Raw genomic sequence first — 12741 nt, 5'->3', positions numbered from 1 at the left:
CGGCACAGCGCCGGGCGGGGAGCGGCCGGCATCGGGCACCCCCGTGCTGCCGATACCGGCCGGCGCACGCGGTCGTGGAGGGACCGCGCCGACGACATCCCCTCATCCGTCCACACTGGCTAACGATCGGATCCACCATAGCGAACGACCCACGCTTGTCAACGCGGATGGTACGGTGCAGTCCATGCCGGATGTTCACGACAGCGAACGCGGGGGTCGGCCGGTCACGGGATCGCTGGCACACCGGATCGACCACCTTTTCAAGGCCGTCCAACCGAAGGGGCGCGAGTACAGCTACGAAGAGGTCGCCCGGGGGTGTGAGGCCCTGACTTCCGGCACGTTCTCCAAGACGTACGTCTGGCAGCTGCGTACCGGTCAGCGTGACAATCCCACCAAGCGTCATCTCGAGGCCCTGTCCGCCTTCTTCGGCGTGCCCGTTGCCTACTTCTTCGACGATCAGGTCGTCGAGGACGTCAACGCGCAGCTCGCCCTCGTGCTGGCGTTGCGCGACGCCGACGTGCGCGACATCGCGTTGCGTGCGGTGCATCTGGACGGTGCCGGCCGGCGTTCGCTGGCCCGGATCGTCACCGAGATCAGCCGCCTGCAGCGGCCCGGCCCGGAGCGCGCCGCGGGGCCCGAGTCGCCGTGAGGCGGCTGCGCCGCGTGGCGGGGGCTATGCAGAACTAGGAATAGCTATATAGAGTACGGCCATGGCTGAGTTGCGCATGACCACGCCGCGCCTGCTCGTGCTCCAGGCGCTGCTGAACGATCTCGACACGGAGCGGTACGGTCTCGACCTCGCCAAGGAGGCGGGACTCGAACCGGGCACCATCTATCCCATCCTGGTCGCGTTCGAGAACGTCGGGTGGCTCACCAGCCGGGCGGAAGAGATCGACGTGCATGCCGAGGGCCGTCCCCGGCGGCGCTACTACAGACTCACCCCGGCCGGAGCCGACGCCGCGCGTGCCGCGCTCGCCAGGGCCGCCCAGCGGCGCAGCACCCGCGCCTCCGCCGGGCGGCTGGCATGGTGACCGGTACGCCCCCGATGCGCACCGCCGCCCCGGCCCTGCGCCGCGTCGACCGCGCCACCCTCGGCCTGCTGGCCGCGTTGCTGCCGGCCGGCTTCCGCGAGCGGCAGCGCGCCGAATGGAGCGGTGACCTGCTGGCCCTGGCGGACGGTGGGCCGGGGGCCCGGCGGCGCTATCTGATCGGCGCGGCTCGTACCCTGCCGAGCCTGCGCCGCCTGGTCCGGCGCGGCGGCGCGGGTGCGGCGCCGGTCGCGCTGCCCGTCGGCGTCCGCGACACCGCCGCCCGCGTGCTGCTGCTCGGACTGGCCTGGCCGATGCTGTCCTGGCTGCTCTGGATTCCCGGCCGCTACTACGGTTTCGACATCCCCGGCCGGCTGGAACGCGGCGGCCACGAGTTCCTCATCGACCCGAAGACGGTGTGGCCGCTCGACGGCACACCGGGCTGGCCGGACCTGATCTGGCTGGTGCCGCACCTCGGCGCCTTCGCGGCGATGTACGGTCCGCTCCTGCTGGTGGTCGTCGCCCTGGTGGGCGGCGGGATCACGGCGGCGCGGCACCGGCGCCGGCCCGCGCACCTGGCCACCCTCGTTCTCATCGGACTGGTGTCGGCGCTGCTCGGGACCGTCCTGTTCGCCGCGGCGATCGCGGCCGACGTCGGGACCAGCGAACCCGCTCTCGCCGCCCTGGGCTTGGCGGCGGTCGCCCTGGGCGCCACCACCCGAACGCTGCGCCGCCGGGCCCGGACCGCGCTGGTCGCGCTCGGTCTCACGATCATCCCGCTGCTGGTGTCCTTCCACACCGCGGCCGGCCACGAGATGTACGCCTGGTTCTGGGACTGACCCCGGCGCCGCCCGCATCACCGACCCGGGCACGGTCGCGCGCGAAGCGGCCCTAGTCCGCGATGTCCGCCTTCGCGCGGGATTCGGGCCGGATGCGCGGGCCCGGCAGCGTGGTGTCCAGCACGGCCGGTGCGTCATCCGCCGCACCGGCGGCATCCCGCACGGCCGGGCGGCCGGTGGCCGGTGGACCGGAGCCGCCGCCGTACCTGCGGTCCGGGCGGTCGAACGCGGCGAAGGCGGCCTTCAGCCGGCCGCGCAGCACGGCGGCCAGCGGCCGTTCGATCAGGCGGTGCAGCAGCCAGGACGCCAGCAGCATCACCGCCAGCACGAAGGCCAGGGTGAGATAGCGCGGGCGCACGTCGCGCAGCGCGTGGATGATCGTCCACCCGATGTTCTCGTGCAGCAGGTAGAACGGGTAGGTGAGCAGGCCGGCCGTGGTCAGCCATCGCCCCCGGACCCACGACGTCCAGCCGAGCGCGACCGCGGCCATCACCGCGAAGAACAGCGTGAGCAGCCCGATCGCGACCTTCGACGACAGCGGCCGCTGCACGTCGTCCTCGCTGACCCCGATCACCCGCAGCATCAGGTTGTGCTGCGCCAGCAGGTACGAGAAGGCCACCAGGCCCCAGAGCAGGATGTCCGACCCGAAACGGTGGATCAGGTAGAACGCGATCCCGGCCACGAACAGCGGCGCGTACTCCGGCATGAGCACCACGCCGACCAGGTGCTCGTCGGCGCGGGTCGCGAGGACCGAGGCGATCAGCCAGGCATAGCCGAAGATCACGGTGCGGCGCAGCGTCAGGCCGCGCCACACCAGCAGCGAGAAGAGCAGGTAGAACCGCGCCTCGGCCCAGAGGCTCCAGTAGACCCCTTCGACCTGGTCCACGTGCAGCGGCCGCTGCAGCATGGTCAGGTTGAGCAGGATGTCGGAGGGCGAGCGGGGCTGGACCACGATCGGCCAGATGATCAGCACGGCGGAGGTGATGAGGATCCCCGCCCAGTACGCGGGGAACAGCCGCACCATCCGGGAACGGAAGAAGTCGCCGGTGCTGCGGCCCCAGCAGCTCATGCAGATGACGAAACCGCTGATCAGGAAAAACAGCTCGACGCCCATCCAGCCGAACGCGCTCACCTCGCGCAGCCCCGGGAAGGCCGTCGCCGAGCCCACCCCCCAGGCGCGTTCGACGTTCGGCTCCCGGCCCGTGTAGTGGAAGAACGCCACGAACAGGGCGGCGAACAGCCGGAGGCCGTCGAGCGCGACCAGGCGGCCGCCGCCGGACGCGGGCCGCCCCGCGGCGGCCGCGGGCGCGGGTGCTTGCGGTGCCCGCCGCCACCCCAGGTTGATCACCATGGCGGGTAACCCTACCGATCCGCCTCCCGGCGCCGGTCCCGACACCGGGTCACGTCCGGCTGACTAAAGGCCGGGAGGCCCCGGCCGATTGATGAGTCGCCGGTCGTGCGGTCGGAATTGGGCGGGTGAGGGTGATGATGACCAGGAACGTGACTCGATTTCTGAAGCCGATCGCGTTGCTGGTGGTGCCGCTGTTGCTGGCGACCGCGGCCTGCGGGCGGCGCGCGGAGAACACCGCCGCGTCCACCGGGTACGCCGCGTCCGCGCCCCCCGTGACGATCAAGTTCTGGTTCATGCCGAACGGCCTGAACGCGCACCAGGCCATGCAGGTAGAGGTGGACGAGTTCCACCGCCTGCACCCCAACATCACGGTGCAGCTGACGATGCTCGACTGGGCCGCCGCGCTGAACCGGATCAGCGCCGCCGCGGCCGGGGGAGACGCGCCCGACGTCACCCAGCTCGGTACCACCTGGGTCGGCGGTCTGTCGCAGACCGGTGCCCTGGCGTCGTACTCCGACGCGGAGCTGAACTCGTTCGGCGGCCGGCCGGCGTTCGTGCCGGCCAGCTGGACGGCGACGAAGCTGGTCGGCAGCGACGCGGTCACCGCGGTGCCGTGGTTCGTCGACGTCCGGGCCCTGTTCTACCGCACCGACGTCCTGCGCCGCCTGGGCCTGGACCCGGCGAAGGCGTTCGCCACCTGGGACGCGCTGGAGCACACCCTCGCCGCGATCAAGCGGGAGGGCAGGATCACCCCGCTCGGCCAGCCCGGCAAGAACGACTGGAACGTCGTGCACAACGTGGCCCCGTTCATCTGGGGCGCGGGCGGTGACCTGCTGTCCGCCGACGGCAGGACCCCGATGCTCTCCACCCCGGAGTCGGTCGCGGGCATCGACTACTACCAGCACCTGATGGGCGAGTACAACAAGCGGGACCTGCTGGCGAAGAACTCGGACGCCGCCGTCGCCGCGTTCGCCGACGGGCAGACCGCCGTACTGTTCCACGGCCCGGACTCCGTGGCCACCTTCCGCGCCGACCCGAGCCGGACCGGCCTGAAGGCCGGCTGGGCGACCGCGCCGATGCCGGCCGGCCCCAAGGGCCGGTTCACCTTCCTGGGCGGCAGCGACCTGGCGATCTTCAAGAACTCGGCGCACCGGGCCGCGGCCCTGGAATGGGTACGGTTCCTCACCGGGGCCGCCAGCCAGGAGCGGTACGTGGTCCGCAAGCTGGGCATCTGGCCCGCCCGTACGGAGGTCATGCGCAGCACCCGGCTGGACGCCGACCCCGCCTACCGGGGGTTCGTGGACGCCGAGCACGACGGCCGGCAGTACCCCGCGGTCGCCGCGTGGGTGGACATCGAAGCCGCGCTGACCAAGGACTTCAGCACGCTCTGGGAGACCATCACGCAGACCGGCGCGCCGCTGCCCGCAGAGCGCCTGCGCGCCCTGCTGCGCACCGCGGACGAGGACGTCCGCAACGCGATCCAGCAAGCATCATGATCAGCTCGCTGGGACACCGCTGGCGGCACAACCGCTGGGCGAACATCCTCGCGGCCGTGGTGGTCCTGCTCGCCCTGGTCACCTACGTCAACATCGTCCTGCACCGGCGGGGCGTCGCGGAGAACCAGACCTCGGCGCGGCTGCAGAGCCTGGTCCTGCTGCTCAACGAGGAGAGCTCGTTGCAGTGGAAGACGCTGGCCGATCCGAGCATCCGGGCCCGCGTGGCCCGGGACACCGGCGCCATCCGGGGCCGGGAAAGCCAGATCCTGGCCCGGCTCGCCACCACCATGGCCGCCACGACCAACCGGGAACTGGTCGGACTGATCAGCGACTACCACGCCGTGCTCGACGAGCAGCAGGACCTGCTGATCGTGGACAACACCGACCAGGCAGTCAACGTCGAACGCAGCAAGACCGACCCGCAGTTGCGGGCCCTCAGCGACCGGATCACCAGGCTGGCGTCCGGCGCCGCGAGTGAGGCCGACAAGGCGTCCGCCACCGCGAACTACGTCCTGATCGTCGCGATGCTGCTCACCGCCGTGATGATCGGTGCGCTGCTGCGCCGGTTCGACCGGGCCCACCGCGCCGCCGCCGCGTCCGCCGCGGAGCTGCTGCGACAGGAACGCGCGGCGTTGCAGCTGGCCAACGAGAACGCCGCGACCATCCGGCATCAGGCCGAGCACGACGCGCTCACCGGCCTGGCCAACCGGGGGCTGTTCATCGAACGGGTGCAGCAGGCCCTGCGGGCCGGTGAACCCGCCGTCATGTTCGTCGACCTCGACGACTTCAAGCGCATCAACGACAGCCTCGGCCACGCCGCGGGCGACGCCCTGCTGATCGAGGTGGCCCGGCGCCTGCGCGGATCGGTACGCGACAACGACACGGCCGCCCGCCTCGGCGGCGACGAGTTCGCCATCCTCATCGAGGGCGGTGGCGCGGACACGGCGATCTCTGTCGCCCAGCGGATCATCGAAGCGCTCGCCGAGCCGGTCGACACCGGCGGCACCCAGGTGCTCACCCGCGGCAGCGTCGGGATCGCGGTGGCCGGGCCGGACGGCGACGCCACCGACCTGCTGCGCGAGGCCGACGTCGCGATGTACGCGGCCAAGAACCGGGGCAAGGGCCAGTTCGTCGTCTTCGACGCGTCCATGCAGGATCCGGTGCGCAGCCGGGTCGGGCTGGAGGTCGACCTGCGCCGGGCGCTGGAGACCGACGAGATCCACCTCGCGTACCAGCCCATCGTCTGCCTGAACGGCGGCGGCATCGTCGGGGCGGAGGCACTGGTCCGCTGGACCCACCCGAGCCAGGGGATGCTGTCACCGGCGGCGTTCCTGCCGGTCGCCGAGGCCAGCGGGCTGATCCTGCCGCTGGGACGCAAGGTGCTGGAGCTGGCCTGTGCGCAGGGCGTGCGGTGGCTGGCCGACCGGCCCGGCAGCGACTTCGTGATCAGCGTCAACCTGTCCGTGCACCAGTTGCAGCACCGGGGCATCGTCGAGGAGATCTGCGCCGTCGTCTCCGACGCCGGGCTGCCGCCCGCCGCGCTGATGCTGGAGATCACCGAGTCGGCGCTCGTGCACGACGGCGAGCTGGTGGCCAGCCAGGTGGAGCGGCTGCGCGCCCTCGGTTTCGGGGTGGCCCTGGACGATTTCGGTACGGGCTACTCCTCGATCACCCACCTGCAGCGGTTCCGGGTCGACCAGCTCAAGATCGACCGGTCGTTCGTGGCCGCGGACGACGGGGTGTGCGAGGCCGTGCTGCGCCTGGCCGAGCTGCTCGGTCTGGAGACCGTGGCGGAGGGCATCGAAACCGCCGAGCAGGCCCGCCGGGTCCGCGACTTCGGCTGCAAGTACGGGCAGGGCTACTGGTTCGCCAAACCGGTCGCGCCGGACGCCTTCGAGGAACTGCTCAACGCTCCCGACCGGATGCTGGCCGCGTAACCCGATCGGCCCGGCGCGCTACCGCACCGGCACGGCGATTCGGCTCGTCGCGGCCCGGTGGCCGTTCAGGCGGCCAGCAGATAGCGGCGCGGCCGGGTCGGCAGCGCGACGATGCGGGCGCCGGGCTCGGTGTACCGACCCGCGGTGGCGCTGACGGTGCCGTCGTGCACGGTGGCCCCGTTGGCCTGCGCCCAGGCGGTGACGAAGTCGTCGGCCTCGGCCCCGGTGGCGCCGTCCAGCAGACTGGTCAGGGCGTCGCGCAGCGAGCGCAGCCCGGCGGCCGTCATCGGGACCCGGACGCTCTCGTGGTCCCCGACCTGCAGCGCGTACGGATAGATCGCGCCGGTGGTGGCCTCGGCCCGGATTTCCGGGCAACCGGGCTGCCGGCCCGGCGGGTTCGCATGCGAAACGGTCTGGACAACGGCGGTCTGCTCGGGGCGCATTCCCACAGTTCCTTCCGACGGTGCGGAGCCTTTCGTGGTCGCCCTTCACCGTGGTCGTGCCCCGTAGCCGGACCCAGTGCCCGTCGGTTGCCTGTCGGTTGCCCGCCGCCGGTTTCCCTCATGTCCCGGTGCGGCGGCGCGTCGTGCCGGATCCGGGCACCGTGCCCGGCCGGGCAGGTCAGACTGGCGGTATGACCCGGTATGCGAGGTCTACGGGGGCCGCCTGGGGAACGCGGTTGTTCCTCGCCGCCTTCGCGGTCTACCTCGGCGGCGCGCTGCTGTGGCTGGCACTCGGGCTGATCCCGGTGCTCAGCGACGCCGTCCCGCCGCTGCGGCACGGGCTGCAGGAGCTCGGCGGCGCCACCGGGGCGCTCGGGCAGGCGGCACGGCGTTCCCTGTCCGCGGCCATGCCGCACGGCCCCGGCGCGGCCCTGGACTACGTGTTCAGCCTCCTCAACGTGGCGCTCGGCGTGTTCCTCGTGGTCCGGCGCCCGGACGAGCTGGTTCCCCGGCTGCTGGCGGTCGCGTTCGTCGGCACCGCGGCGACCTTCAACGCCCCGAGCCACGAGGTGTTCCACGTCATCGCGGCCGACCCGGCCGTCACGGATTTCCACTTCGCGTTCCACGTCGTCTCCGGGGTCGCGTACGTGTGGGCGGTGCTGCTGTTTCCCGAGGGGCGCCTGCCCCTGGGCGCGGGGCGGCGGGCGACCGCGGTCGCGGCCGTGAGCAGCACCGCCGTGATCACGTTCGTCTGCTGGCGCAGCAGCTTCGTCGCCCACCCGCCGTTCTTCGTGGCGTTCTTCGGCATCCTGGTGCCGGTGCTCGGCATGACCGCCCAGACGGTCCGGCTGCGCTACGGGTCCCCGACGCCGCAGTCCCGGCAACAGTCCCGGCTGCTGTGCCTGGCACTCGCCCCGGCGCTGGCGATGGCGCTGCTGTGGTCGGCGGCCCGGCTGCTGCCCGGCGCGGACGCCGCCGCCGTCGCGGACGCCGTCGAACGCGCGTTCCCGGCCGTCTTCGCCGTCGTGCCCGTGATGCTGTTCGTCGGGATCCTGCGGTACCGGCTGTGGGACATCGATCACGTGATCAGCCGCGCGCTCGTGTACACGCTGCTGGCCGCGTTCATCGGTCTGGTCTACCTCGCGGTGCTGGCCGGCACCGCGTGGCTGGCCGCCCCCCGCGGCTGGGCCGCGATCGTCGTGCTGGCCGTGGTCGCGGTGGCGGCCGAACCGGTCCGCGAGCGGCTGCACGCGCTCGCCAACCGGCTCGTGTTCGGTCAGCGGCTCACCCCCCGCGAGGCGATGCGGACCCTGGCGGACCGGCTCGAACACGCGGCCGCCACGGACGAGCTCGCCGAACTGACCGACGTCGTGGTCACCGGCACCCGGTGTTCCGCCGCGCAGCTGTGGCTGATCGCCGACGGTCGGCTGCTGCTGGCGGCCGCCGCCCCGGCCGTTACCCGGCCCGACGCCGCGCCGGACCGGGCGGCCGGTGTCCAGCCCGACGGCGTGCCTGGCCGGGCGGCCGGTATGCAGCCCGACGGCGTGCCGGACCGGGCGGCCGACGCCCCGGCTGATGTGCACGGCGTGGACGCCGTGGCGGGGGCCGCGTCGATGGCCGAGTACCGCGCGATCACCGGGGCCGACCTGTGCTTCCCGGTCACCCACGAGCAGGAGCTGCTGGCCGTGCTGGCTCTGCGGCTACCCGCCGGGGTCGCCCTGCCCCCGGACGAGCTGCGCCTGATCGGCGACCTCGCCGGCCACGCCGGTCTGCTCGTCGCCAACGCCCGGCTCACCGCGGACCTGGCCCGCCAGGTGGAGCTGGTCACCCGGCGGGCCGCCGACCTGCGCCGCTCGCGGCTCCAGGTGGTGGCCGCCCACGACGATGAACGCCGCCGCCTGGAACGCGACCTGCACGACGGCGCCCAGCAGGAACTCGTCGCGCTGCTCATTCAGCTGCGCACGCTGCAGCGCGCCGGCACCCCCGACCCGGGCCGGGTCGCACCGCTGCGGCGCGCGCTGGTCGCGACCCGGGACACCCTCGCCCAGATCTGTACGGGCGACCCGCCCGAGGTGCTCACCGTGGCGGGCCTGGCCGCGGCGCTCGAAGCGGCCACCGCCTCGGCGGGCGCGTCGGGTCTGCGGGTGTCCGTGGCGGTCCGGCTGCCCGGCCGCCTGCCGGCCGAGGTGGAGACCGCGTTGTACTTCTGCGCCCTGGAGGCGGTGCAGAACGCGACCAAGCACGCGCACGCCGAGCGGATCACCGTACGGGTGGACTGCGACGGCGACGACGCGGTGCTCTCGGTGACCGACGACGGCACGGGGTTCGACCCGGCCCGCGTCGCCGCCGGTTCCGGGCTGGCGAACCTGGTCGACCGGCTGGCGGTGCTCGGCGGCACCGCCCAGATCGCCTCCGCCCCGGCGGGCGGCACCACGCTGACCTGCCGGGTCCCCTCCGCCCAGGGGGTACCGGCATGACCGACCGCACCGAGCGCAGCGAGGGCCGGGAGGGCGTGCCTGGCCGGCAGAGCATGACCGACCGCACCGAGCGCAGCGAGGGCCGGGAGGGCGTGCCTGGCCGGCAGAGCATGACCGACCGCACCGAGCGCAGCGAGGGCCGGGAGGGCGTGCCTGGCCGGCAGAGCATGACCGACCGCAGCGAGCGCAGCGAGGGCCGGGAGGGCGTGCCTGGCCGGCAGAGCATGACCGACCGCAGCGAGCGCAGCGAGGGCCGGGAGGGCGTGCCTGGCCGGCAGAGCATGACCGACCGCAGCGAGCGCAGCGAGGGCCGGGAGGGCGTGCCTGGCCGGCAGAGCATGACCGACCGCAGCGAGCGCAGCGAGGGCCCGGGCACGCGGGGACGGCGCCGCGTGCTGGGCCCGGACCGGTTGCGCCGGGTCGTCGTGGTGGCGGCGATGGCGCTGTTCGTCGTCGGCGTGTACGGCAGCGTGCGGGTGGCCGCCACGATCGCTGGTGGCGACGATCCGGGGATCTGGGTGTGGCTGGCGGTCACCGCGCTCGTCGCTGCCCTGGCCCCCGTGGCTCGCCGCCGTGCCGAGCGCTGGGCCGACCGGCTCGCGTACGGGCCGGACGGGGACCCGCACGCCGCCATGACCCGCTTCGTGCAGCGGATCTCGGACACCCTCGCGGTCGACGAGGTCCTGCCCGACCTCGCCCGTACGGCCTCGCGGGTGGCGCACAGCCCGGGCACCGAGGTGCGGCTCTGGCTGGCCGACGGCGCGGAGTGGCGCCAGACCTGGCCGCCCGGCCGCGACGACGTGCACACCCGGTTCAGCCTCGACCTGCAGCGCGGCGCGAACCCGGTCGGCCGGCTCGGCGTCGAGGTGGCAGAGGATCAGCTCAGCCCCGCGGACCGGGAACTGCTGGACCGGTTGGCCGGCCCCGCCGGTCTGGCCCTGGCCAACGTGCGCCTGACCTACGAGCTGCGCGACCGGCTGCGCCAGGCGACCGAGCTGGCCGAGCAGCTCCGCCGCTCCCGCGAGCGGCTGATCGGGGCGCGGGCGGCCCAGCGGCGCCGGTTCGCGGCCGACGTGCGGGAGCGGGTCGACGCGCACCTCGCCGTGGCGGCCGATGACCTGGATCAGCTCGCCGGTGATAGCCGGACACCGCCGGATCGCGACGCTGCGGCCGGTGGGGATGCAGCGCCCGGCGACCGGGTCCGGCTGGACCGGGCGCGTACCCGTGCGCTGGCCGCGCTGGAGGCGCTACGCGAACTCGCCAGCGGCCTCTACCCGCCCGCGCTGGCCGACGGCGGCCTGGTCGACGCGCTGGAACACCACGTCGACGCGCTGGCGGCACCGGTCACCCTGGACGGCGCCGTCGACGAGGCCGGTCTGGTCGCGCCGGTGCGCGCCACCGCGTACTTCTGTGTGGTGGGTCTGGTGGACGACCTGGCCCGGCTCGGCCCGGTGGAGGTGCGGCTCGGCCTCGACGACGGGGGCGCGGCGGCGCGTGCCGGATCCGGGGGCGGGCCCGAGCGGCTGCGGCTTCGGGTACGTGCCCGCGGGCGCCCCACATCGGACACCGAGCAGATCGTCCGGGATCGGGTGGACGCCTTCGGTGGTGACCTCGCCGTCGACGGCCCGGTGGACGCCACCGTGGTCACCGCGACGGTGCCGCTGCGGGTGCCCTCCGAGGTGCCGGTCCCGGCCGGTGCGGGCGGTCGCCCGTGAGCACCCGCGTCGTGCTGGCCGAGGACAGCGCCCTGCTGCGCCAAGGGGTCGAGGGTCTGATCCGCAACGAACCGGACCTGGAGGTGGTCGCGTCCTGTGCGGACCTGCCGGAACTGTTGCAGGCCATCAGCGAGCACCGGCCCGACGTGGTGCTCACCGACATCCGCATGCCTCCCACCAGGACGGACGAGGGAATCCGGGCCGCGGAACACTGCCGCGCCGAGTTCCCCGACATCGGCGTGCTGCTGCTCAGCCAGTACGTCGACGCGCGGTACGTGCGCGCCCTGCTCGGGCAGGGCACCGACGGCCGTGGGTACCTGCTCAAGGAACGGGTCGCCGACGTGGCAGAGCTGGTCGCGGCGATCCGTACGGTCGCGGGGGGTGGTTCGGTCTTCGACCCGAAGGTCGTCGAGTCGCTGGTCCGCGGCCGGGACCGCCGTGGCGAGGGCCTGGCCCCACTGTCCGCACGCGAGCGTGAGGTCCTGGCCGAGATGGCGCACGGCCTGACCAATGCGGCCATCGCCGGGTCGTTGGTGATCACTCAAAGGGCGGTGGAGAAGCACATCAATTCGATCTTCTCGAAGCTGCAGCTCGGCCAGGACGACGGCGTGCACCCGCGGGTGCAGGCGGTGCTCACGTACCTGGCCGGCGACGCGACCTAGTGTCGCCGCGGCGACAGGGAGGTGGTGCCTGCACCACCTGGCCGGGAGGCAGGCCCGCACCCTCGTTCGGCAGGGGTCGTCTCCGCCAGAGTTGGTGTTGCGAGGCCGCACGGGGCGGCCCGGAGCACCGAGGAGACAAGTCATGCAGAACGCGCAGAAGTTCACCGCCACCCGCCGCCTGATCCGCGCCACCACCACGGTCGTCGCGCTCGCCGCCGCCGCCACCGGCACGGCGTTCGCCGCCACCGCGTCCCCGGCCGCGGCCGCCGCACGCGGCTGGAGCACGGTGGAGAGCTGCACGTCGGCGGCCGGTTCGGTGAGCTACCAGCCGGGGCTCACGAGCACCGTCCGTCCCGAGACGGGTGTCCTGTCGGCGACGCTGGCCGGCTGCGCCAGCACCTACACCGGTGGGTCGCCCGGCACGGGTCTGCTGACCGCCTTCCTGTCCGGTTCGTCCAGCTCTGCGGTGGTTTCCCAGCGCGGCAGCTTCACGATCAACTGGCCGGCCGCCTCCGGGCTCAACCCGTCGAACGGCACCCTCTCGCTCACCGGCCCGGACGCCACCGGCCGGTACACCGCCAGCGGCTCGGTCACCAGCGGCGCCTACACGGGCGGCTCGGTGGGCACCACCTTCGTGGTCATCGGCGCCACCGGGGACGGCTCCGCCGCCCACCCGGTGACCCTGCAGCAGGTCACCAACACCGCACCGCTGCTGCTGCGCCGCAACACCTGGTGACCCGACGCCACACCCGATGAGAGGCACACACGGCCCGGCCGCGCTCCGATGGATCCC

11 protein-coding genes are annotated in these 12741 nt (G+C 73.4%); 9 read left to right on the top strand and 2 right to left on the bottom strand.

Going from position 1 to position 12741, the window contains the following annotated elements:
- The first annotated feature begins 184 nt into the window (after positions 1–184).
- The 3 genes from ACMCNN_RS15180 (at position 185) to ACMCNN_RS15170 (ending at position 1867) form a co-directional block, all read left to right on the top strand.
- The gene (locus tag ACMCNN_RS15180; RefSeq protein WP_412746850.1) at positions 185–649 is read left to right on the top strand and encodes an XRE family transcriptional regulator; all 465 of its coding nucleotides are present in this window, start codon (positions 185–187) and stop codon (positions 647–649) included.
- Positions 650–710: 61 nt separating this feature from the next.
- Positions 711–1031: a PadR family transcriptional regulator gene (locus ACMCNN_RS15175; RefSeq protein WP_412746849.1), complete on the top strand. Its 321-nt coding sequence runs from the start codon at positions 711–713 to the stop codon at positions 1029–1031.
- Positions 1025–1867, top strand: a complete 843-nt coding sequence (locus ACMCNN_RS15170; protein WP_412746848.1) for a hypothetical protein — start codon at positions 1025–1027, stop codon at positions 1865–1867. The genes ACMCNN_RS15175 and ACMCNN_RS15170 overlap by 7 nt, the downstream gene beginning before the upstream one ends.
- A gap of 52 nt (positions 1868–1919) precedes the next feature.
- On the opposite strand, the gene ACMCNN_RS15165 is transcribed toward ACMCNN_RS15170, so the two are convergent.
- Complete coding sequence (locus tag ACMCNN_RS15165) at positions 1920–3218, bottom strand: acyltransferase family protein (protein WP_412746847.1); 1299 nt, start codon at positions 3216–3218, stop codon at positions 1920–1922.
- A 149-nt stretch (positions 3219–3367) separates the two neighbouring features.
- On the opposite strand from ACMCNN_RS15165, the gene ACMCNN_RS15160 reads away from it, so the two are divergent.
- Both ACMCNN_RS15160 and ACMCNN_RS15155 read left to right on the top strand, forming a co-directional pair.
- Positions 3368–4714 (top strand): extracellular solute-binding protein, encoded by a 1347-nt coding sequence (locus ACMCNN_RS15160; RefSeq protein WP_412746846.1) that lies wholly within the window; start codon positions 3368–3370, stop codon positions 4712–4714.
- Positions 4711–6651 (top strand): putative bifunctional diguanylate cyclase/phosphodiesterase, encoded by a 1941-nt coding sequence (locus ACMCNN_RS15155; RefSeq protein ID WP_412746845.1) that lies wholly within the window; start codon positions 4711–4713, stop codon positions 6649–6651. The genes ACMCNN_RS15160 and ACMCNN_RS15155 overlap by 4 nt, the downstream gene beginning before the upstream one ends.
- Positions 6652–6716: 65 nt before the next feature.
- Here ACMCNN_RS15155 and ACMCNN_RS15150 read toward each other — a convergent pair whose 3' ends face one another.
- Complete coding sequence (locus ACMCNN_RS15150; RefSeq protein ID WP_412746844.1) at positions 6717–7094, bottom strand: hypothetical protein; 378 nt, start codon at positions 7092–7094, stop codon at positions 6717–6719.
- Between the two features lie 191 nt (positions 7095–7285).
- Here ACMCNN_RS15150 and ACMCNN_RS15145 point away from each other — a divergent pair, with 191 nt between their 5' ends.
- From ACMCNN_RS15145 to ACMCNN_RS15130, 4 genes are all read left to right on the top strand, one after another.
- Positions 7286–9571: an ATP-binding protein gene (locus tag ACMCNN_RS15145; RefSeq protein ID WP_412746843.1), complete on the top strand. Its 2286-nt coding sequence runs from the start codon at positions 7286–7288 to the stop codon at positions 9569–9571.
- A complete protein-coding gene (locus tag ACMCNN_RS15140; RefSeq protein WP_412746842.1) occupies positions 9568–11286 on the top strand; it encodes a hypothetical protein in 1719 nt (572 codons plus the stop codon). The genes ACMCNN_RS15145 and ACMCNN_RS15140 overlap by 4 nt, the downstream gene beginning before the upstream one ends.
- The gene (locus ACMCNN_RS15135) at positions 11283–11948 is read left to right on the top strand and encodes a response regulator (RefSeq protein WP_412746841.1); all 666 of its coding nucleotides are present in this window, start codon (positions 11283–11285) and stop codon (positions 11946–11948) included. Before ACMCNN_RS15140 ends, ACMCNN_RS15135 begins: the two co-directional genes overlap by 4 nt.
- Before the next feature lie 142 nt (positions 11949–12090).
- Positions 12091–12684 carry a hypothetical protein gene (locus tag ACMCNN_RS15130; RefSeq protein ID WP_412746840.1) on the top strand — a complete coding sequence of 198 codons (594 nt, stop codon included), beginning with the start codon at positions 12091–12093 and terminating at the stop codon, positions 12682–12684.
- Positions 12685–12741 lie beyond the last annotated feature (57 nt).

This window comes from Krasilnikovia sp. MM14-A1004 (assembly GCF_047159485.1).
Taxonomy (GTDB): Bacteria; Actinomycetota; Actinomycetes; order Mycobacteriales; family Micromonosporaceae; genus Actinoplanes.
The sequence above is the reverse complement of the archived record's forward strand: the minus strand, read 5'-3'. Positions and strand labels throughout refer to the sequence as shown.